Below are 20622 nucleotides of genomic sequence, written 5' to 3' on the forward strand. Positions count from 1 at the left end.
GCAAAACATCACAATCGTACTACGACCACGATTGGATTGCGTATGCGGTGTGATTCACTGCCGTTCGCAGCGACGAAGACGACGACGTTGCCTCACGTCGTCGCAAGCGAAAGCTGGACCGACGCACCACCTCTCACAGAGATCGTGCATCGGTCATTTGACTCTTTGGTTCCTGGAGTTCTGGGATCTCCTAGAACTTCGCCCTGATGCCGGCGTAAGCCGCGAGCGGCATGCCCGGCACGAAGGCGCGGGGATCGCTCAGCTGCGCCATCAGGTTGGGTGCGCCTCCGGCACTGGTGAAGCCGCCGGTCTGGTAGAACGCGCCGCTCAGATAGTAGTGCTGGTTGAACACATTGTTGATCAACCCGAACACCTCGATGCTCGGCGTGATCTGATACGAGGTGTGCAGATTGACGACGGAATAGGCCGGCACCTTCGGGCTCTGGTTGGTGTCGTCATGGATCAGCCACTGGCTGCCCACGAAGTTGAGATCGGCGCCGACCTTCCAAGCATCCGTGACGTTGTAGTCGACGCCGGCCTTGAATCGGTGCGCGGGAATGCCGGGGATATGGTCGCCTGGGCTGACGTTGACAAATTCTGCGCCGGCGTCGTTGGTCAGGGCGTTCGGATTGTTCGGCGAGGACAGCGTGATCGCGCTTCGGTAAGTCGCGTCGACATAGGTGTAGTTCGCGTAGGCGTTCCAACGATTGATGCGGTAGTCGAGCTTGGCCTCGATGCCCTGCCGCAAGGTCTGTCCGGCATTCTGGAAGAAGCCGAAATTGTTGACGCCGAGTGGGCTCGCCACCTCGATGATGTCGTCGTCGGACAGGGTGTGGAACACGCCGAGCCCCCAGGTCAGCATGCCGGTCCTGGCATCGTGGCCCCAGTTGCCGCGCAGGCCGGCCTCGATGGTGTGCGACACCACCTGCTTGAGCGGCGGATCGGCCACCAGGAAGGTGTCGATCATGCAGGGGTGGTTGGGATCGGAGCAGCCGAGCTCCAGCGGCGTCGGTGCGCGGTTGGCCTCCGAATAGCCGGCATAGGCGGTGAGGTTCGGCGTGATCTTGAAGGTGCCGCCGATCACCGGGTTGAAACGCTGGAAGCGGTTGCTGCTGTTGAGCAGGTCATTCGTTCCGGTCTGGTCCTGCAAATCGATCTGGGCGTAATTGAAGCGCCCGCCCGCGGTCACCGAGAACCTGTTGGTCACGTCGAACGTATCGGTGAGGTAGACGCCGGTGTAGGTGTTGGTGGCGCGCAGGTCGACCGGGCTAAGACCTGCGTCGGGCTGGTTGATGAAGACGCCAGTGCCCGTCACGAACAGGTTGTTGGGGTCGATCGTGCCGAGTTCGCTGGTCGCCGTGAATTTCGTGTTGCCGTGATCGACGCTGACACCCATCACGACGTGGTTGTCGTGCCCGAACAGCTGGTCCGAATTGGTCAACTGCGCAGTCCCGCCGTAGCTGTTGGTCGCGGCCTGGTTGCGGTCGATTTCGCCAAGGAAAGAATTACCGAGCGTGTTCGGAGTGGCTGGGCCATCGGCTGGACCGAACAACGGCAGCCCGTTGCCGATGCACAAGGTCGTTGGATCGTCGCACGGCGCGACGTCGGTGCCGTTGCCGTCGATGTGAGACTGCCGGAAGCCGCGGAAGTAGGCGTTGCCCTGGAACGACCAGGTGTCCGAGAAATTGTGGCTCAGCGTGGCGTTGACGAAGGCGAGCTGAAGCAGCGTCGTCTGCGGCCAGGTGTAGACACTCTGCCAGCGCTGATTGAGCATCTCGACCGGCGTTGCCGCGACGTTGCCGAGCAGGTTGCTGGCGCCGGTGAAATTGACGTGGAATTCGGTGTCATCGTTGCGCGCGCCGACGTCGACATACATCCGGTTGATGTGCGATTGGTTGGCGTAATCGCGCCAGCCGCGGTCATAGGCGGATTCGAACGCGGCATAGGCCGAGATGTTGTCCCTCTGGCCGCCGGCCTGCACGCTGCCTTGCACGCGCCCGTAGGAGCCGCCGAACAGTTCGGCCTCGGAGCCCTGATAGGTGAAGCCGTTCTTCATCTGTATGCTGAGCGCGCCGCCGATCGCGTTCAGGCCAAAGATCGGGCTGTTGGGCACCAGCGAAACCCGGTCGATGGCCTTTTCCGGGATGAAGTCCCAGTTGACCACATCGCCCCAGGATTCGTTGATGCGCACGCCGTTCTGATAGACCGCGATGCCCTGTGGTGTGCCCTGCACCGGCGAGGCGACGAAGCCGCGGTAGTCGAGATTGCGCTGGAACGGATTGCCGGTCTGGTCGGTGAGCGTGACGCCGGGCAGCTTGCGGTTCACCGAGTCCAGGAAGTTGGTCGAGTAGTTGCGGCTGAAATCCGCCGATGTCAGAACTTCGGTGTTGGACGGGATCTTGTCGCGATCGATCACGCTGGAATCACGCTCGGATGGACCAGGGACCCCGGTGCCCCCCTCCGGCGCCGCCGCGGTTTGCGCAGGCGCGGCCCGCCTCCGCGCGGTTCGCGAAGGCTGCGCCACCGGCCGAGACACGGGCTTGATGCTGCGGGTGCCCGACAGCGGCGAGGGCGCAATCACGGTGACGGGTGGCAACTCGGCCGGGGCGGGGGTCTGGGCGTGAAGCGCGGTCAGCGGCGCTGCTGCTCCGACGGCGGTAAGCAAAGCCACAGCGCCGCGTGAATGGAACGAAGAACACAAAAACCGTGTCGCTGCACGCAATAACGTACCAGCCATGACGCCCACCCCATTGTCGCGGTTCGCCATTATCCCCAACGAACCATTCGCATTTGAGACTGCTGGAGCAGTGCGGCTTTGGCAAACAAGATGTATCCCGGTAGGGCGGGATTCTTTTCCATATATAATCGGGAAATATTCCCGATCAGTTTTTAGGTGATCGGCGCATTGCAGCAACACTTGCCGCGGACAAGAAGGAATCTCTCTCCAAATCAATATCTTGCATGTGCGGCGTCGGCGCCGTGATCAAGCCGGATTTGCCGCCAAGTGCCCGCACCCGCGCGATCATCTTCGGAGAAGCCATGTCTCCCTCCGTCGATTGTATCGACGCTGCAATGCGCATAAGTGTCACCTGTCCCGACTTGGCGTGCGCCTGTAATGTCACTCCCGATTTCAATCCCCAGCCGCTGTCCAGAACACCGATGCGAGTCCTGCTTGTCGACGATCATCCGATCGTCATCGCTGCTTGCCAGGCTTTGCTGGCTGACGAAGCCGAAATCACCGTGACGGCTGCCGTGGACGCGGCAAGCGGCCTGGCGTCGTTCGCCGCAGATGCTCCGGAGGTTTGCGTCCTCGACATCAATCTGCCGTCAGTGTCCGGCCTTGAACTCGCGCAGCAGATTCTCGGGAAAGACGCCGAAGCGCGGATCGTCATCTTCAGCATCAATGACGATCCCGTCTTCATCGCGCGTGCCGTCGATATCGGCGTCAAAGGCTACGTGTCAAAGTCGGGCGATCCCAACGACCTTGTCATTGCCATCCGCGAAGTGGGACGGGGCGGCACCTTCCTGCCGACCCGAAACGATGCAACGGCAGCTGAATCACCGATTGTGGAAAGCCGACTTGCGCAGATCGGCTCTCGTGAAACGAAGATTCTTCGTCTGCTCGCGACTGGCCGCACCTTGGCCGAGATCGCAAAACTGATTGGCGTTTCCTACGGAACGGTCGCGAACGACACCGCGATCATGCGACACAAGCTCGGCGTTCGGTCGACCAGGGAATTAGTCAGGCTGGCGGCCGAGATTTCCGCAAAGCTGCTGAGCTGAATGCGCGCGCAATTGTCCCCGTTGATCGTCAACGTCGTCGCGAGCGTCGGCAAAAAATAACCCCGCTCTCACGAGGAGGCGGGGTTACTAGGTTCTTTGGGATAAAATCCAGCGCTGTGCGCGGGAAGTAGCGACTCGGATCGTATCGTCACGGTCGTTTCGATCAATGAGATTGTATCTCGCGATTTTCGGGAATTATTCCCGAGTTGTTTTGGAAAAAATCGACGCGCGCGGCTTTGCACTTTCGCAAAGCATTCGCTTTGCGCGTTACGTCGTGCATCGATCTTGATGTCGCAAACACGCGCGTCTACGTTCGTTGAAGATCCGCTAGAGATCGTTGGAGGAGACACATGAAGCGTTTGCCGTCGTTTGACATTGCGCACTGCGTTGCAGATAGACGAGGCTCTTCTTCACGAAGAGCCGTTGCGACGATAGCTCTCGCTGGAGTCCTGGGTGTCGCGGTTTTCTGTGGTGCTGCCTCCGCACAGACCGTGACGCCTGATCGCATCAAGGACGTCACGTCGAAAGTTGACAGCGATTTCATCAAGGCGAATGCCGCTACTTCCAAGGATTGGCCGACCATCGGACTTGATTACGCCGAGACGCGCTTCAGCAAGCTCAATCAGATCAACGCTGGGAACGTGAAGGACCTTGGACTGGTCTGGAGCTACAATCTTGAATCGTCGCGCGGCGTCGAAGCCACGCCCGTCGTGGTCGACGGCATCATGTATCAGTCGGCATCGTGGAGCGTTGTCCATGCGATCGATGCGCGCACCGGCAAGAAGCTGTGGTCGTTCGATCCGGGCGTCGACCGCTCGAAGGGTTACAAAGGCTGCTGCGACGTGGTCAATCGCGGCGTCGCCGTCTACAAGGGCAAGGTGTTCGTTGCCGCTTATGATGGACGGTTGATCGCGCTCGATGCCGCCACCGGTCAGAAGGTCTGGGAAAAGGACACGCTGATTGATCACGATCATTCCTACACCATCACCGGCGCACCGCGCGCATTCAACGGCAAGGTGGTGATCGGCCAAGGCGGCGCCGAATACGGTGCCCGCGGTTACATCACCGCCTATGACACCGAGACTGGCAACCAGCTATGGCGCTGGTTCACTGTCCCCGGCGATCCGTCGAAGCCTTTCGAGGATGCCTCGATGGAAGCGGCGGCCAAGACGTGGGACCCGGCGGGAAAATATTGGCTCAACGGCGGCGGCGGCACGCCATGGGATACGATCACCTACGATCCCGAGCTGAACATGGTCTATGTCGGCACCGGCAACGGCGCGCCTTGGAATCGCAAGATCCGCAGCCCGTCCGGCGGCGACAATCTGTACCTGGCTTCGCTGGTCGCGCTGAATGCCGACACCGGCAAGTACATCTGGCACTATCAAGAGACCCCCGGCGATAACTGGGACTATACGTCGACCCAGCCGATGATCCTCGCCGACATCTCAATTGACGGCGCGCCGCGCAAGGTGATCCTGCACGCGCCGAAGAACGGCTTCTTCTTCGTGATCGACCGGACCAACGGCAAGTTCATCTCGGCGAAGAACTTCGTCGATGTGAACTGGGCCACGGGCTACGACGCCAATGGACGCCCGATCGAAGTCCCCGCCGCACGCGGCGATGCGCCTTATGATGCCGTGCCCGGCCCGTATGGAGCGCACAACTGGCATCCGATGTCATTCAATCCGCAGACCGGTCTCGTCTATCTGCCGGCGCAGAATGTGCCGCTCAACCTGACACCGGAAAAATCCTTCGCGCAGAATGCCGCGACTCCTGGCAAGTTCGGTGGCGCGACCGGCTGGAACGTCGGCTTCGTGCTCAATGGCGAGCCTCCGAAGGCGCCCGCCTTCGGCAAGCTCATCGCGTGGGATCCGGTCAAGCAGAAGGAAGCGTGGAAGGTCGACTATGTGTCGCCATGGAATGGCGGCACGCTGACAACCGCGGGCAATCTGGTGTTCCAGGGTACGGCCGACGGACGTTTCGTGGCTTATGACGCCACCAACGGCAAGACGCTGTGGGAGACGCCGACCGGCACCGGCGTGGTGGCAGCCGCCTCGACCTACACGATCGACGGCCAACAATATGTCTCGATCGCGGTCGGATGGGGCGGCGTGTTCGGCATCGCCACGCGCGCCACCGAGTACCAGAATCCGGGTACGGTCTACACCTTCGCGCTCAACGGCAAGGCCAAGATGCCGGAGTTCGTGAAGTATCAGACCGAAGGCCTGTTGCAGGGCGTGAAGTACGACCCGAAGGACGTGCCCGAAGGCACCGCGATCTATGTTGCGGCCTGCGCCACCTGTCATGGCGTTCCCGGCGTCGATCGCGGTGGCAACGTCAGGAATCTCGGCTACGTCCCCGCTGAAGAGATCGCCAATCTGAAGGACATCGTCTTCGCCGGACCGTTCCGCGATCGGGGCATGCCGGATTTCACCGGCAAGCTGACCGAAGCGGACGTGGTGAAAATCCAGGCGTTCATCCAGGGAACCGCAGACGCGATCCGGCCGAAGAGCAAATGACATGACCTGAATGGGTCATGTCTCGAGGGATCGCGCACAGTCCGCCTAGCACGGGCCGTGCGCGATCTCCTCTTGTCTTTCCCTTGCCGGGGTAAAGTCCCGTCGGGAATTCTTCCCGGATTGATCGGGAAGAATGCTTGAATGCAGTGCGGCAACCAGCTAATTCGTCAGCTGAACTCACAACTGGCGTTAGATGGAGATCGAGCATGATACTGCGTCCATTGGCTGGCTTGGTGCTGGCCGCTGCCATGACATTGTCAGCACCGGCCTTTGCGGCCGCGAGCAATGGCAGCACCATCAAGATGTTCGATCCCGACAATGACGGTACGCTCGACCTGTCCGAGGTGAAGAACGCCGCGTCGGCATTGTTCGACAAGCTCGATCCTGACAAGGACGGCACCCTCGATGCTCGCGAACTGCGCGGCAGGCTCTCCAGGAAGGAGCTGAATGCAGCTGATCCCGACCACGACGGTACCCTGACCAAGGACGAATATCTTGCCGTCGTCGAAAAGCGGTTCGGCGCAGCCAACCCCGACAATGACGGGACCTTGGATGCGAAGGAATTGAAGTCGCCCGCCGGGCGCTCTCTGCTTCGATTGATGAAATAAGGATCGCGGCGCCGGGTTTTGCGCCATCAAGCCTCAGCGCTTCCCGCGCTGAGGCTTTTGTTTTTGACCGCGCTCGCCTCTTCGGACGGGCTCTATGGTCAGTCCTTGAACTCGCAGCCGAGGCGCTGTAGCGCCTCATCGACCCAGCGGCGGTCGCTGGTGCCGGCGAGGATCTGCTGGATGGCCTTTTCCTCGGTCGCCTTCTTGGCCTCGGTCAGCTTGCAGATGGCCTCGGCGTCGTCATGGGGCACGCAGAGCACGCCGTCGTCGTCGGCCACGATGAGGTCGCCGGGCTCGACGATCATGCCGTCGATCGAGATCGCGCAATTGATCTCGCCCGGGCCGTCCTTATAGGGCCCGCGATGGGCGACGCCGGCGGCGAACACCGGGAATGAGCCGGCGCGGATCGCGCCGGCATCGCGGATCGAGCCGTCGATCACGAAACCCGCGACGCCCTTCTTCTCGGCCAGCGTCGACATGATCTCGCCGATGATGGCGTTGACCAGCACGCCGCCGGCATCGACCACGATCACGTCGCCGGGCTGCGCCAGGTCGATCGCCTTGTGCACCATCAGATTGTCGCCGGGGCGGGTCTTTACGGTCAGCGCCGGGCCGCCGAGCCAGCCGCCCTTATGCATCGGCCGCAGCCGGTTGGTGCCCGCGATCCGCGACATCGAATCGCTGATATTGGCGACCGGCAGCGTGCGGTAGCGCGCGACGAGGTCAGGCGACACTTTCCGCTTTGCCTTGTGAATTGCAAATCCTATGGCCATCGGTTTTCTCCGGGTTCTGCTTGAGCGCGGGTTCAGTGCGCGCGGCGGTCGAGATGGGCGTTGAGGCGAGGATAGACGCGGCGGGCGTTGCCTTCAAAGATCTTGGCCTTGTCTTCCGCACTCAACGGCAATGCGTCGATGTAGCGGCGGGTGTCGTCGAAATGATGCCCGGTTTCGGGATCGATGCCGCGCACCGCGCCGACCATCTCAGAGGCAAACAGGATGTTCTCGACCGGGATCACCCGGGTCAACAGCTCGATGCCGGGCAGGTGATAGACGCAGGTGTCGAAGAACACGTTCTTCAAGAGATGCTCCGACAGCGGCGGCAGCTTCATGTCCTGCGCCAGGCCCCGGTAGCGGCCCCAATGATAGGGCACCGCGCCGCCGCCATGCGGGATGATGAAGCGCAGGGTCGGGAAGCGCTTGAACAGGTCCGAGGTGAGGAACTGCATGAAGGCGGTGGTGTCGCCGTTGAGGTAATGCGCGCCGGTGCCGTGGAAGCAGGGATTGCAGGACGAGGAGACATGGACCATCGCCGGCACGTCGAGCTCGACCATCTTCTCATACAGCGGATACCACCACTCGTCGGTCAGCGGTGGATCGCACCAATAGCCGCCGGCCGGATCGGGATTGAGGTTGCAGCCGACGAAGCCAAGCTGGGTCACGCAGCGCTCCAGCTCCTCGATGCAGTTTTTGGGCTGCACGCCCGGGCTCTGCGGCAGCTGGCAGACCGGAACGAAGTTCTGCGGAAACAAAGTGCAGACCCGGTGCACGAGGTCGTTGCAGATCGTGGTCCATTCACGGCTGGTGGCTTCCTTGCCGACATGATGCGCCATGCCGGCGGCGCGCGGCGAGAAGATGGTGACGTCGGTGCCGCGCTCCTTCTGCAAGCGAAGCTGCGCGCCCTCGACGCTGCTGCGGATCTCGTCGTCGGTGATGCCGAGATTGGTGGTGAGCGGGCGGCGCGATTTGTCGGCGAGGCCGGCGAGCTGCTTGTCGCGGAAGATCTGCAGCTTGGCCGGCTCGGTGGTGTAGTGGCCGTGACAGTCGATGATCATGGTGGCTTCCTTATTGTCCCCTTGGCAGTGCTATCAGTGTGTAACGGTCGACGGGATCGCGCCCGTCAATTCGGTCTCGCGCGGCTTGACGCGCATGGTGGCGGCGATGGCGGAGGCGACGAACAGGAAGCCGGCGATGCCGACCAATGCCCAGGAGAAGCTTCCGGTGGCGTCCTTGATCAGGCCGATGCACCACGGGCCGATCAACCCGCCGAACTGCGCCAGCGTGTTGACCATCGCGATCGAGGCGGCGCCGGCCGCGCCGGTCAAGAGCGAGGCGTTGATGCTCCAGAACAGCGGATTGCCGGCGTTCAGGCTGAAGCCGACCACGCACAGGAACACGAAGGCCAGCACCGGGCTTGCAACATAGGCGCTGCCCAGCATCGCGACAGCGGCGATCAGATAGACCGCCGCAAGATGAAACTTGCGGTCGCCCGTCTTGTCCGAGCTGCGGCTCACCACGATGGTGCCGATGACGCCGAGCAGCGGCGGGATTGCCGAGAGGAAACCGACCTGGATGTTGCTGAGATTGCCCATGCCCTTGATGATCTGCGGCAGCCACAGCAACAGGCCATAGATGCCGACCAGCGCGCAGCCGAACAGCGCCGCCAAGAGCCAGACCCTGATATCGAGCACGCATTCGATCAACCTGTGCTGCCCCTGTCGTTCGATCGCGGCCCGCTCGGCGGCGAGTTCGCTCTCCAGCCAGGCCGCCTGCTCCTTGGTGAGCCAGCTCGCCTTGGCCGGGCGGTCGGTCAGATAATAGAGCGTGAACAGGCCGAGCAGAATGGTCGGAACGCCCTCGGCGATGAACATCCATTGCCAGCCGTGCAGTCCGGCCGTGCCGTCGTACCAGGTCATGATGCTGGTCGAGATCGGCCCGCCTAGTACGGCCGAGAACGAGCCGGCGATGATGTACCCGGCGACTGCGCGGGCGCGATAGCGCGCCGGGAACCAGTAGGTGAGATACAGCACCACGCCGGGCATGAAGCCCGCTTCCGCGACGCCGAGGCCGAACCGCATCACATAGAGGCTGAGCGGATTCCAGACGAAGGCGGTCAACGTGGCGACCAGGCCCCAGGTGATCAGGATGCGCGCCAGCCAGATCCGGGCGCCGAGCCAGTGCAGCATCAGATTGCTCGGCACCTCGAGCACCATGTAGCCGAGGAAGAAGATGCTGGCGGCGAAGCCGAAGATCGCGGGGCTGAGGCCGAGATCCTTGTTCATTGTCAGCCCGGCATAGCCGAGATTGATGCGGTCGAGATAGTTGAAGAACATCATCGCGAACAGGATCGGAATCAGCCGCCAATAGACGCGGCGGATGGTTTGCTGTTCGAGCTCGCTGACGGACGCACCAGGCATTACAATCCTCCCGTTCATTGTGATGGCGTTCATTGGGTCGCGACGCCATTTCGGATGTTGTTGGGCTGCGTGGTCTCTCGTTCGGGGAGTGGCCGCTCGACGCCGTCCGGAGCTGAGCCTGCTGCCATCGTTCTGAGGTCGATGCCTTGCTGCTCGGGCAGCAACAAGGCTGCGCAGAAGGCGGCGGTGTAGCCACAGATCGCGCAGATCGCCATGGCATCGCCGAGATGCATCTGCGCCGAGAGAATGCCGACGGTCGCAGGTACGATCGAGCCGAGGCCGCGCCCGGCGCTGAGCGCAAAGCCTGCGCCATTGGCGCGGATGTTGGTCGGAAACAGCTCGGCAAAGGTCGGCATCAGGCCAGAAGCGAGGCCGGCCTGCAGCGCACCGAGGAAGAAGCCGAGGATGATGGTGATGCCCTGGCCGATCGGCGCCTGGGTGTAGACGACGACGTTCAGCGCCTGGCAGACCAGGAACAGCATGAAGCCTTTGCGGCGGCCGATTCGGTCGGCAATCAGGCCGAACGCGATCGGCCCGACGAACGATCCGAAGATGTTGACCGCGAGATAGCCGGCGGTGTGCATGACGGGCAGATGCAGGCCGGTTTGCAGATAGGTTGGTAGCCAGGTGATCATCACATAGGCCGCGCCCAGCGTGCCTGTCGTGAAGAAGGTTGCGACCAGCGTCTTGAACAGATGCTCGTCGGTGAAGATGGTCCAGAAGTTGTGCGTCGCGGCAGCGCGCTGCGCCTTCTCTTCGACGAAGATCGCGGATTCCGGCACGAAGCGGCGGACGAAGAACACCAGCAGCGCGGGCAGGATTCCGATCGCGAAGAACACGCGCCAGGCGATGTCCTGCGACAGCCAGCCGAAGATGACCGGAAATGCCGCCACCGACAGCGCGTTGCCGACGGCGTATCCGCTCTGGATTGCAGCCGCAACGCGGCCGCGCATGCCGGCCGAAACCACTTCGGCGACCAGCACGGCGCCGACCGCCGCCTCGCCGCCATAGCCCATGCCCTGGATGGCGCGTGCGACCAGCAGGTACCAGAAGCCGTGGGCAAAAGCGGCGGCAAAGGTCGAGACCGCGACCAGCAGGATGGTGAATTGCAGCACGCGCACCCGGCCGAAACGGTCGGCAGCAATGCCGGCGACCCAACCGCCGATTGCGGTGCCGATCAGCGAGCTTGAGGCGAGGATGCCGGCGTCGGGCCGCGACAGGCTCAGCGTCGCGATCAACGCCGGCGTGACCAGCGCGTAGATCGTGGTGTCCATCGAGTCGAGCGCGAGCCCGCCGAAGGCGGCGAAGAATGTCTTGCGTTCGACGGCGGACAGTTTGGACAGCCACCCCAGATTCATGTTCGTTTCCTCTTGATGAGTCCGGCCTCTTGTCGGGCCGTTTCCGTGAGATCTAAGGAGGGTCCAGCGCTGCCGGGTTCACCACATTGCCGCGATCGATCTCGCCGCCGGTCAGCACCGTCGCGATGTTGCGCGCGGCCTCGATACCGGTCCGCGTGATCGATGCGCCGGTTTGCGCGGCGATATGCGGTGTCACGATCAGGTTCGGCGCCTGCAGGATCGGCCGGTCCTTGGCCGGCGGCTCTTCCGCCAGCGTGTCGAGGCCGGCACCGGCGAGATGGCCGCTTGCGAGCGCCGCGCGCAGCGCGTCCTCGTCGACCAGCGCGCCACGCGCGGTGTTGATCAGGATGGCGCCGGGCTTCATGGCGGCGAGACGTGCGGCATCGATCATGCCGCGCGTCACGTCGGTCAGCGGCGCGTGCAGGCTGACGATGTCGGAGACCGCGAGCAGCTCGGCGAGATCGGCGGCCTCACGCGCCAGCGCCGGGTCGACGCGGCCCTTGCTCCGGCCGAGCGCGACGACGGTCATGCCGAGCGCGGCGGCTGCGCGTGCGACGTGCCGGGCGATGCGGCCGAAGCCGACCAGGCCGATGGTACGGCCGCGGACTTCGCGGCCGCGATAGCTGGCGCGGTCCCAGGCGCCGGCATGGGTGCGTGCATTCAGGCTGACGACGTCACGTCCGAGCGCGAGGGTCAGCGCGATAGTGTGCTCGGCAACCGCGGGCGCGTTGGCATCGCCCGCCACCATCACCAGTATGCGCCTCGCCGTTGCCGCATCGATGTCGACGCTGTCGACGCCCGCGCCGTGCTTGGCGATCACGCGCAGATGCGGATTGCTGGCGATCACAGCGGAGGAGAATACCGGATTGCCGCGCATCAGGATCGCCTGCGTCGGTGCGATCGCCATCTCGTAGCTGAGGCGCTCGGGCGTGATGGCATCGCGCGTCAGCACGATCTCTGCGCCGATCTCGGTGAGGATCTTGACGGCGGCGGGGGCGAGGTTGTCGCCGGTGACCAGAATGCGGAAAGGAGCGGTCATGATCTATCGCCGCTGCGATATTGCATGGCAGCCCCGCTGCGTGCGCCGCGCGATATTGCCTGAACCTGACGCATTTCTCGCGCTTCTCCCTTGGATCACAGGTGATTTCGCGCGAAGATCGGGAAACGACCCCTTGAGGTCAAATACCGCTTTGACCCCTCACTTATAGGGAATCGGAATAAGCCATGGATTACAGGCAGCTTCGTTACTTCATCGCGGTGGCCGAAGAGCTCAGCTTCAGCCGCGCCGCCAAACGCCTGCATGTCAGCCAGCCGCCGCTGAGCACGCAGATCAAGGCGATGGAGGAAGAGCTCGGCACGCGCCTGCTGGCGCGGACGCGGCGCGCGGTGGAGCTCACCCAGGCAGGGCAGTTGCTGCTGGAACATGCGCGGCGCGCCGTCAGCGAGCTCGACCTGGCCTCGGAGACGGTGCGCCGTGCCGCGCGCGGCGAGGCCGGCATGATCCGCATCGGATTTACCGGCTCGGTGCCGATGCTCGACATGTTCGCCGAGCTGTTTCGCAGCTTCCGTGCCAGCTATCCGCGGGTGAAGATCGAGCTCCGGCACATGTCGACGGCGACGCAGCTGCGCGCGCTCGCCGACGCCGAGCTCGATGTTGCGATCATGCGGCCGCCGCTCGATTTCAGGCCGGCGGCGGACTTGCAGGTGCATGTGGTCTGGCGCGACCGGCTGATGGTGTTTCTGCCGCTGGACCATCCGCTGGCCGTCGCGAAAGGCGCGCTCGAGATGGCCGACCTCGCCGAGCATGAATTCGTCGGCATGGCCGAGAGCGGCTGCGGCGTCGGCGACCAGGCCGCGATGCTGTGCCGGCGCGCGGGCTTTGCGCCGCGCGTGGTGCAGGAGGCGCATGAGCTGCGCACCGTGCTCAGCCTCGTCGCCGCCGGGATCGGGCTGTCGATCCTGCCGTCCTGCTACCAGCAGGCCGGCGTGATGAACGTCGTGGCCAAGCCGCTGGAGACGCCGGATGCCGAAAGCCGCATGCTGGTGGCGATGCGCTCGAACGCTTCGCTGCTGCCGCGCCGGTTCGTCGAATGCGCGCTGCAGGCGGCGTCGCGCAGCGCACCGCCGCTGGTGCCCGAGGTCGCCGCAGTCAGCCGCTGATCGTGCCGCGCGCGGTTAACGGCGGCTGGCAAGTGGCCATCGGCGCACCCCATACTTTCGTTGGCAGTAGTCTCCCGGAATGCAGTCTGGCGCTGCTCTTGCATAGCTGAATCTCAGGTGCTGGGGCGCCGATTCGTCGTGGTCTCGCCTGCGACGGCAATGTCGCGAACGAATAATTGGTGATGCGCGCCCGCAGCTATTTGACATCTGCGGAGACGAAAAGATGCACGTTCTCACACGTGCGGCAGTCCTGCTTGGGGCGGTGTGTTTGACATCGCCGACCCTGGCGCGCGACGACGGCCGCTACGCCAACTCACCATTGAAACCCTGGTTTGAAAGCCTGCACAGCGGCTACGGACAGTGCTGCTCGGATGCCGACGGATATGTGGTCGCCGATCCCGACTGGGAGTCGGATCACGGACACTACCGCGTGCTGATCGACAGCGAATGGGTTGTCGTGCCTGATCAGGCCGTGATCACCGAGCCGAACAAGATCGGGCGAACCATGGTGTGGAAGCACTATATCGACGGCCACCCGCGCATCCGCTGCTTCATGCCGGGCAGCATGACCTGAGACGTCTCGTCCGCCCCGCGGCTCAGGCCGGCGGAACGAAGACGCGGTTCGGGAACGCCTTCTCGACGACGTCGAGAAATGCGCGAACCTTTGCGCCGACCAGCCGTCGCGAGCTTTGTAGCGCCCAGATCTCGACCGGAGGCCTGGCATCCGTTCCCCAATAGGCGAGCCGGCCTGCGGCAATGTCGTCGTCGACCAGCAGCTTGGGCAGCAGGGCCGCGCCGGCGCCTGCCAGCACGGCATCGCGCATCATCAACATCGATGAGAGGCGCAACACGGTCCGCGGCCTGAGTATGCTCTCACCGTGTTCATTGCGGATGCGCCAGACCGTATCTGGTGGCGTCTGCGACATCAGGACGGCATTGACGGAGATGCCGTCTGAATCATGCGCTGAGATTGTCGGCTGTTGCAGATCGGGATGCGCCACGACCAATAGCTCATCGTTGAGGAAGCGGCGGCCGACGAGACGTTCGTCCGGCGACGGATTGATGCGGATGACCAGGTCATAGCCGTCCTCGACCGGATCGACCAGGCGGTCCTCGGCGACGATCTCGAGCTGGACGTCGGGATAGGCGTGCGCAAAGCGCGCAGCGATCCGGCCGAAAGCGACATGTGCGAGCAACACCGGCGCGCTGACCCGCAACCGGCCACGCGGCGTCGATGCACCGAGCACCACGGCTTCGCCGGCTTCGGCGATGTCGGACAGCGGACCGCTGGTGCGCTGGTGCAGCGCGCGGCCTTCGTCGGTCAATCGGAGACTTTGCGAACCGCGCTCGATCAAGCGGACGCCGAGCGACTGTTCGAGCTCGGCTACGCGACGGGACAGCGTGGCCTTGGCCCGGCCGGAGATGCGGCTGGCACGGCCGAACCCGCCATGCGCGGCAACCAGGTTGAAATCGGTGAGCGCCTGAAGGTCCATCGCGCCTGTTCCATATTTGAGACGAGTTGTCCAAATATTGGCATCTTCAAAGGAAAATTGGAACGGCTAGCTTCTTCCCAACGGCAGACGGTCTGCCCGAAAGAAGGAGTATTCGACATGGCTATTCTGGTGACAGGCAGCACAGGCACCATCGGTACCCAGGTTCTCAACCATCTCGCCGGTCACGGCGTCGAGGTTCGTGCCCTGACCCGCTCGCCCGGCAAGGCTCAGTTCCCGCAGCATGTGACGGCGGTTCGCGGCGATCTTGCAGATGTGGATTCGGTCCGCGCGGCGCTCGACGGCGTCAGCACGCTGTTCCTGCTGGTGCCGAACGCAGCCGACGAACTGACCCAGGCGATGCTGACGTTGACTGTGGCGCGCGAGGCCGGGGTCAAGGGCATCGTCTATCTCTCGGTGTTCAAGGGCGAGGCCTATGCCGACGTGCCGCATTTCGCCGGCAAGCATACGGTCGAGCGGATGATCGAGGCGCTCGATCTTCCCGCGACCATCCTGCGTCCGGCCTATTTCATCCAGAACGATCTTCGGCTGAAGGAGCCGCTGCTCAATTTCGGTGCCTATGGCATGCCGATCGGCGCGAAGGGCATCTCGATGGTCGATATTCGCGACATCGGCGAGGCGGCTGCGATCGAACTGGTGCGCCGCGAGCGGGCACCCGCACCGCTTGGCCGCGAGATCTATGAACTGGTCGGCCCCGATGCGATCACCGGCGAAGGCGCGGCCGCGATCTGGCGTGATGAGCTTGGCCGTGCAGTCAATTATGGCGGCGACGATCTCGCTGTCATGGAGCAGCGTCTCAAGGCGGCGATGCCGGCATGGCTCGCGCTCGACATGCGGCTGATGCTCGGCCGCTATCAGAGCGATGGCGCGGTCGCGACAGCCGATGATTTGGCGCGCCTGACGCGCCTGCTCGGCCGCGCCCCGCGTGCCTATCGCGATTTCGCTCGCGATGCTGCCGCGCAGTGGCGCAAGGGCTAGCTGCGAGGCTTCGTGAGAAAGCGCGTGACCACGCCGCCGAGCGCGGCGTGGTCGAGCGGCTTGGTGAGCGACGCCTTGGCGGTATCGACCACGGCATCCGGCGCCAGGCCGCGGCGCAGGTCGCACAGTGCATCGGCGTAGTCGGCGGTGAATTCCGGATGCGGCTGCACCGACAGCGTGGTGCCGTTGGCATAGAGCAGCCCGGCATGCGGTGTGAATTCGGACGACATGATGGTGCGCGCGGAGGCGGGCGGGATGATCACCTGATCCTGATGCGAGGCGGCGACTGCGAGCGTTTCGCCGTCGAGCAGCCCGTTGTGCGGTGTTATCCGATAGACGTGGCGGCCGATGCCCCAACCCTTTTCCGATTTGCGCACGGTGCCGCCGAGCGCCTGCGCGATCAGCTGATGACCGAAGCAGACCCCGACCATCGGAACGCGCTTGTCATGGGCTGACCGCACGAAGGCTTCGAGCGGCGCGATCCAGGCGACATCGTCATAGACGCCGGCGGCCGATCCCGTGATCAGGATCGCATCCAGTGTGGCTGGATCGGGAAGTGGCTCACCCCTGGCGACACTGACGACGTCGCAGGTCATGGACGGATCGGCTGCAGCCACCATCCGCTGAAACATCTGCGGATAGCTGCCGTGGCGCTCGCGGAACTGCGGGCTGACGAGCCCGGTTTCGATGATGGTGATGCGGGGCATGGGATGCGGTGACGGATGTGTGGGATGCCCCAGCCTTTACTCCGAAAGCGCTGAGGCCCACAAGCCGCGCGCCGGCGGCCGCCGATCAATTCTGCGACGGCGCCGCCGCGTCGATCGTTGCGGTGTGTTGTGCTGCCGGCGTCGTGTTTGCGATCGCCGGCGTCGTGCTGACGGTCGCGGGCGTCGTCGCGACGATCGCAGGCTCGGTGCGGTAGCGCGGCAGTTGGTCCTCGAGCGAATAGCCGACGCAGAGCGCGAGGCTCGACCACACCGCCATGCTGAAATACAGCGACATCCAGGCGATTTCCTCGCGCCACTCGGCAATGTCGTGGGTCACGATCCAGCGCCGGCTGACGTCGCGCAGGCCGTCCAGCGGATGCAGCAGTGTGCCGCCCGCAGCGAGATTGGCGCGCCAGCGGTTCAGGTACATCGGAACGTCGACGGTCATCAGGAAGGCGAGGAAGGCGGCGATGCCGACGATCGCGACGATGAAGGCCCAGCGCACCGGGCCATGAAACTCCGGCAGCAGCCGGCACAGCGCAATGCCGACCAGGAAGAACACCACGGCCCAGATCGAATTCTCGATCGCGTTGCAGAGATAATGCGTGGTCAGCACCGCATACCAGGAGAAGCATTCCGCGATCACGATCAGCGGCACGATGATCCAGGCGATATTCACCGTGGTCTCGGCGCCGGTCATGGTGCCGAGCTGATGCAGGATGATCGCCCATTGCGCGGCGAAGCAGACCTCGGCGACAGTGGCGACGCTGCGGCCCACCATCACGCTCGACAGCCAGTGGTCGAACAGGCAGATGCGCTGCACGTCGGCACGCGGCAGCACCGAACGGAAGGCGCAGCCGAACACATAGGCTGCGCACAGCAGCATCATCAGGCCAATGCCCGAGGTGTTGCTGAAGCTGCCATTGGCCTGCTCGTGGAACTGGCGGTACAGCGCGAACCAGATCGCGATGTTGGCGGCGCTGACGAGGCTCAGGAAACCCCACCACCGGACCACTGGATTTGACCAAGCCAGCGCAACCGGCCGCGCCCGCCACTCCATGCTCATTCACCGCTCCGCGTGTAACCGAATTGATATTGAACTGTAGTAATTCTGTCATAGAAGGTGGCGAATCACGACTAAAAAATGCGTGTGGCGCGGGCTCCGATTGTGACAGCGAGCCGCGGCCCGTCGTTTGTGACAGCGAGCGCGAGCTCGGGGTTTGTGACAGTGAGCGGGCGAGCCGACGAAGTCTCATCTCGTCATTCCGGGCCTGCGTGCTGCGCACGCATCCCGAAATGACGGCGGAGGGAGGCGGGCTGCCCCACCCCTTCGCGATCGTGATCGAATGTGACACCCGCGCCGGTAGGCAGGCCCGGCGCGATCCTCTATTGAACGGCCTTCCTTTTTCGGGCCGAACCCGCACGGGCTGGCTTCAAGCGAAGGCGCCTCGTGACCACGGAAACCACGGCCAGCTACGATCCGCTGCTGCGGAAAATTCACTGGGCGACCGCAGTGCTGTTCATCGCGGCGATGCTGATCGGGCTCTATTGCGGGCTGCAGCCGGCGGGGACCTCGCCGCGGCGCGAGCTGCTCGAGGTGCACAAGTCGCTCGGCGTCACCCTGTTCTTCCTGGCGATCCTGCGGCTGATGGTGCGGGCCGCAACCACGGCGCCGCCGGAGCCGGGATCATATTCGCCGCTGGTCAGGATCGCGGCACGGCTCAATCACTGGGCGCTCTACGCCATCCTCTTCGTGATGCCGGTGACCGGCTACATGTTCTCGTCCGCCGGCGGCTATTCGCTGCGCTATTTCTGGACCTTCAGCTGGCCGCGGCTGTTTGCCCACAATCAAGCGGTTGAGCGGGCCGGCGAGCTTGCGCATGGCACGCTCGCCTATGTCGTCTATGCCGTGGTCGCGCTGCATATCGCCGCGACGCTCTGGCATGTCCTCGTGAAGAAGGATGAGACGCTGACGCGGATGTGGCCGCGCGCCAGCCGCAATCCGTCTTGACCGCTTAGCGCAGCGCTGTCTCCGGAATGGTGCGACGAACCACCTCGCGCATCGCGAAGCTGGAATGGATGCGGGCGACACCCGGCATTCGCGACAGATGTTGCTTGTGGATGCGCTCGAAGTCGGCGATGTCGCGGGCGATGACCTGCAGATGATAATCATCGCTGCCCGACATCAGATGGCAGGACACCACGTCGGGACAGCGCGCGATCGCGGCCTCGAACGCCGCGAGATAATCCTCGCTCTGCTTCTCCAGCGTGATGGTGACGACGACGGTCGTCACCAGGCCGAGCGCTGAGGGTTCGAGGTCGACACGGTAGCCGCGGATCACGCCGATCTCCTCGAGATGGCGGATGCGCCGCGCGCAGGCGGTCGGCGACAGCCCGACCTTCTCGGCAAGCTCGATCTGGCTGGCGCGGGCATCGGCGACCAGCTCGGCGAGGATTCTGAGATCGATACGATCGAGACCGTCCACGCAGTTTTCCTTCAAGAGCTGAGCCGATGGCGAAGGATATGAGCGTATTTGGCTGTAAGCAAGCCGGAATTCGCTGAGAAACGCCGTGTGACGGGGCATAGCCTTGAAGCTGGGAAACGAATCTTCAAGGAGCGGACCATGCGCGTCGGCGTGCCCAAGGAAATCAAGGTCGAGGAATATCGGGTCGGGCTGACGCCCGCCTCGGTGCGGGAATATGTGGCCCACGGCCACGAGGTCGTGGTCCAGCGCGGCGCCGGCGATGGCATCGGTGCCGGCGACGATGCCTACACCCAGGCTGGCGCACGGATCGCCGATACCGCCGAGGAGGTGTTCTCCGTCGCCGAAATGATCGTGAAGGTGAAGGAGCCGCAACCGTCCGAATGGATCAGGCTGCGCGAGGGACAGATCCTGTTCACCTATCTGCATCTCGCGCCCGACGTGCCGCAGACCGCGGGGCTGATCGCTTCCGGCTGCACCGCGGTCGCCTACGAGACCGTCACCGATACGCATGGCGGGTTACCGCTACTCGCACCGATGAGCGAAGTCGCCGGTCGGCTGGCGATCGAGGCTGCGGGCGCTGCGCTGCGTAAATCCGCCGACGGCATGGGCAAGCTGCTCGGCGGCGTGCCCGGCGTTCCGCCGGCGCGCGTCGCGATCATCGGCGGCGGCGTGGTCGGCACCCATGCCGCGCGGATGGCCGCAGGCCTCGGCAGCGACGTCACCATTCTTGACCGTTCACTTCCGCGACTGCGCGCGCTCGACGATCTCTTCATCGGCCGCGTCCGCACCCGCTACGCCACGCTGGAGGCGATCGAGCAGGAAGTCTTTGCGGCTGACGTCGTGATCGGCGCGGTGCTGGTGCCCGGTGCCTCCGCACCAAAGCTGGTGTCGCGCGCACAACTCGCCGGCATGAAGCGCCGCGCGGTGCTGGTCGACGTCGCGATCGACCAGGGCGGCTGCTTCGAGACCTCGAAGGCGACCACGCATCAGGCGCCAACCTATCTGGTCGACGAGGTCGTGCATTATTGCGTCGCCAACATGCCCGGCGCTGTGCCCGTCACCTCGAGCCATGCGCTCAACCACGCCACCTTGCCGTTCGGCCTGGCGCTGGCGTCGAAGGGGCTGCGCGCGCTGGTCGAGGATCCGCATCTGCGTGCGGGCCTCAATGTCCATCGCGGCCGCGTCACCAACCGCGCCGTCGCCGAGAGCCAGCATCTCGCGGCCGTGATGCCGGAGGAAGCGCTGGCGTCGTGAGATAGTTCGGATCGAAGCGGTTCGGATACACCTCGCCTCCCGGAGGTGAAACTCCGTAGCCC

At 63.9% G+C, this 20622-nt stretch carries 18 protein-coding genes; 8 read left to right on the top strand and 10 right to left on the bottom strand.

The window, feature by feature from the left end:
* Positions 1 to 190 precede the first annotated feature (190 nt).
* Positions 191 to 2671, bottom strand: a complete 2481-nt coding sequence (locus JQ616_RS20580; protein ID WP_349630026.1) for a TonB-dependent receptor — start codon at positions 2669 to 2671, stop codon at positions 191 to 193.
* Positions 2672 to 3159: 488 nt separating this feature from the next.
* On the opposite strand from JQ616_RS20580, the gene JQ616_RS20585 reads away from it, so the two are divergent.
* The 3 genes from JQ616_RS20585 (at position 3160) to JQ616_RS20595 (ending at position 6913) form a co-directional block, all read left to right on the top strand.
* The gene (locus tag JQ616_RS20585) at positions 3160 to 3783 is read left to right on the top strand and encodes a response regulator transcription factor (protein ID WP_212017890.1); all 624 of its coding nucleotides are present in this window, start codon (positions 3160 to 3162) and stop codon (positions 3781 to 3783) included.
* Between the two features lie 350 nt (positions 3784 to 4133).
* A complete protein-coding gene (locus JQ616_RS20590; RefSeq protein WP_212017387.1) occupies positions 4134 to 6305 on the top strand; it encodes a PQQ-dependent dehydrogenase, methanol/ethanol family in 2172 nt (723 codons plus the stop codon).
* Between the two features lie 248 nt (positions 6306 to 6553).
* A complete protein-coding gene (locus JQ616_RS20595) occupies positions 6554 to 6913 on the top strand; it encodes an EF-hand domain-containing protein (RefSeq protein ID WP_433995989.1) in 360 nt (119 codons plus the stop codon).
* A 98-nt stretch (positions 6914 to 7011) separates the two neighbouring features.
* On the opposite strand, the gene JQ616_RS20600 is transcribed toward JQ616_RS20595, so the two are convergent.
* The 5 genes from JQ616_RS20600 to JQ616_RS20620 are packed head-to-tail and all read right to left on the bottom strand — an operon-like array spanning position 7012 to position 12503.
* A complete protein-coding gene (locus tag JQ616_RS20600; protein WP_212017389.1) occupies positions 7012 to 7686 on the bottom strand; it encodes an RraA family protein in 675 nt (224 codons plus the stop codon).
* Positions 7687 to 7718: 32 nt separating this feature from the next.
* Entirely contained in the window at positions 7719 to 8744 is a 1026-nt protein-coding gene (locus JQ616_RS20605) for an amidohydrolase family protein (protein WP_212017391.1), read from the bottom strand.
* Between the two features lie 33 nt (positions 8745 to 8777).
* Positions 8778 to 10106 (bottom strand): MFS transporter, encoded by a 1329-nt coding sequence (locus JQ616_RS20610; RefSeq protein WP_212017393.1) that lies wholly within the window; start codon positions 10104 to 10106, stop codon positions 8778 to 8780.
* 29 nt (positions 10107 to 10135) lie between these two features.
* A complete protein-coding gene (locus tag JQ616_RS20615; RefSeq protein ID WP_212017395.1) occupies positions 10136 to 11464 on the bottom strand; it encodes an MFS transporter in 1329 nt (442 codons plus the stop codon).
* A gap of 52 nt (positions 11465 to 11516) precedes the next feature.
* A complete protein-coding gene (locus tag JQ616_RS20620; RefSeq protein ID WP_212017397.1) occupies positions 11517 to 12503 on the bottom strand; it encodes a hydroxyacid dehydrogenase in 987 nt (328 codons plus the stop codon).
* 185 nt (positions 12504 to 12688) lie between these two features.
* Here JQ616_RS20620 and JQ616_RS20625 point away from each other — a divergent pair, with 185 nt between their 5' ends.
* Together JQ616_RS20625 and JQ616_RS20630 are read left to right on the top strand one after the other, a co-directional pair.
* Positions 12689 to 13624, top strand: a complete 936-nt coding sequence (locus tag JQ616_RS20625; RefSeq protein ID WP_212017399.1) for a LysR substrate-binding domain-containing protein — start codon at positions 12689 to 12691, stop codon at positions 13622 to 13624.
* A 223-nt stretch (positions 13625 to 13847) separates the two neighbouring features.
* Positions 13848 to 14198: a hypothetical protein gene (locus tag JQ616_RS20630; RefSeq protein ID WP_212017401.1), complete on the top strand. Its 351-nt coding sequence runs from the start codon at positions 13848 to 13850 to the stop codon at positions 14196 to 14198.
* A gap of 22 nt (positions 14199 to 14220) precedes the next feature.
* Here the strand turns inward: JQ616_RS20630 and JQ616_RS20635 are convergent, their stop codons facing one another.
* Positions 14221 to 15117: a LysR family transcriptional regulator gene (locus JQ616_RS20635; RefSeq protein WP_212017403.1), complete on the bottom strand. Its 897-nt coding sequence runs from the start codon at positions 15115 to 15117 to the stop codon at positions 14221 to 14223.
* A gap of 117 nt (positions 15118 to 15234) precedes the next feature.
* Here JQ616_RS20635 and JQ616_RS20640 point away from each other — a divergent pair, with 117 nt between their 5' ends.
* Entirely contained in the window at positions 15235 to 16113 is an 879-nt protein-coding gene (locus JQ616_RS20640; RefSeq protein WP_212017405.1) for an NmrA/HSCARG family protein, read from the top strand.
* Here JQ616_RS20640 and JQ616_RS20645 read toward each other — a convergent pair.
* Positions 16110 to 16820 (bottom strand): type 1 glutamine amidotransferase, encoded by a 711-nt coding sequence (locus JQ616_RS20645; protein WP_212017407.1) that lies wholly within the window; start codon positions 16818 to 16820, stop codon positions 16110 to 16112. The genes JQ616_RS20640 and JQ616_RS20645 overlap by 4 nt on opposite strands.
* 85 nt (positions 16821 to 16905) lie before the next feature.
* Positions 16906 to 17880 carry a hypothetical protein gene (locus JQ616_RS20650; protein WP_249137100.1) on the bottom strand — a complete coding sequence of 325 codons (975 nt, stop codon included), beginning with the start codon at positions 17878 to 17880 and terminating at the stop codon, positions 16906 to 16908.
* A gap of 390 nt (positions 17881 to 18270) precedes the next feature.
* Here JQ616_RS20650 and JQ616_RS20655 point away from each other — a divergent pair, with 390 nt between their 5' ends.
* Positions 18271 to 18831: a cytochrome b gene (locus JQ616_RS20655; RefSeq protein WP_212017409.1), complete on the top strand. Its 561-nt coding sequence runs from the start codon at positions 18271 to 18273 to the stop codon at positions 18829 to 18831.
* A 4-nt stretch (positions 18832 to 18835) separates the two neighbouring features.
* Here the strand turns inward: JQ616_RS20655 and JQ616_RS20660 are convergent, their stop codons facing one another.
* Entirely contained in the window at positions 18836 to 19321 is a 486-nt protein-coding gene (locus JQ616_RS20660) for an Lrp/AsnC family transcriptional regulator (protein ID WP_212017410.1), read from the bottom strand.
* A gap of 123 nt (positions 19322 to 19444) precedes the next feature.
* On the opposite strand from JQ616_RS20660, the gene ald reads away from it, so the two are divergent.
* Positions 19445 to 20560 carry an alanine dehydrogenase gene (ald, locus tag JQ616_RS20665; protein ID WP_212017413.1) on the top strand — a complete coding sequence of 372 codons (1116 nt, stop codon included), beginning with the start codon at positions 19445 to 19447 and terminating at the stop codon, positions 20558 to 20560.
* The last annotated feature ends 62 nt before the right edge of the window (positions 20561 to 20622 follow it).

The organism is Bradyrhizobium tropiciagri (genome assembly GCF_018130545.1).
GTDB classification, from domain to species: Bacteria; Pseudomonadota; Alphaproteobacteria; order Rhizobiales; family Xanthobacteraceae; genus Bradyrhizobium; species Bradyrhizobium tropiciagri_A.

What these genes read in the sequence shown, in the direction of transcription:
- JQ616_RS20585 (WP_212017890.1), top strand. Translation starts at nt 3,160, where the DNA reads ATGCGAGTCCTGCTTGTCGACGATCATCCGATCGTCATCGCTGCTTGC.
- JQ616_RS20590 (WP_212017387.1), top strand. Translation starts at nt 4,134, where the DNA reads ATGAAGCGTTTGCCGTCGTTTGACATTGCGCACTGCGTTGCAGATAGA.
- JQ616_RS20595 (WP_433995989.1), top strand. Translation starts at nt 6,554, where the DNA reads ATGACATTGTCAGCACCGGCCTTTGCGGCCGCGAGCAATGGCAGCACC.
- JQ616_RS20600 (WP_212017389.1), bottom strand. Translation starts at nt 7,686, where the DNA reads ATGGCCATAGGATTTGCAATTCACAAGGCAAAGCGGAAAGTGTCGCCT.
- JQ616_RS20605 (WP_212017391.1), bottom strand. Translation starts at nt 8,744, where the DNA reads ATGATCATCGACTGTCACGGCCACTACACCACCGAGCCGGCCAAGCTG.
- JQ616_RS20610 (WP_212017393.1), bottom strand. Translation starts at nt 10,106, where the DNA reads ATGCCTGGTGCGTCCGTCAGCGAGCTCGAACAGCAAACCATCCGCCGC.
- JQ616_RS20615 (WP_212017395.1), bottom strand. Translation starts at nt 11,464, where the DNA reads ATGAATCTGGGGTGGCTGTCCAAACTGTCCGCCGTCGAACGCAAGACA.
- JQ616_RS20620 (WP_212017397.1), bottom strand. Translation starts at nt 12,503, where the DNA reads ATGACCGCTCCTTTCCGCATTCTGGTCACCGGCGACAACCTCGCCCCC.
- JQ616_RS20625 (WP_212017399.1), top strand. Translation starts at nt 12,689, where the DNA reads ATGGATTACAGGCAGCTTCGTTACTTCATCGCGGTGGCCGAAGAGCTC.
- JQ616_RS20630 (WP_212017401.1), top strand. Translation starts at nt 13,848, where the DNA reads ATGCACGTTCTCACACGTGCGGCAGTCCTGCTTGGGGCGGTGTGTTTG.
- JQ616_RS20635 (WP_212017403.1), bottom strand. Translation starts at nt 15,117, where the DNA reads ATGGACCTTCAGGCGCTCACCGATTTCAACCTGGTTGCCGCGCATGGC.
- JQ616_RS20640 (WP_212017405.1), top strand. Translation starts at nt 15,235, where the DNA reads ATGGCTATTCTGGTGACAGGCAGCACAGGCACCATCGGTACCCAGGTT.
- JQ616_RS20645 (WP_212017407.1), bottom strand. Translation starts at nt 16,820, where the DNA reads ATGCCCCGCATCACCATCATCGAAACCGGGCTCGTCAGCCCGCAGTTC.
- JQ616_RS20650 (WP_249137100.1), bottom strand. Translation starts at nt 17,880, where the DNA reads ATGGAGTGGCGGGCGCGGCCGGTTGCGCTGGCTTGGTCAAATCCAGTG.
- ald (WP_212017413.1), top strand. Translation starts at nt 19,445, where the DNA reads ATGCGCGTCGGCGTGCCCAAGGAAATCAAGGTCGAGGAATATCGGGTC.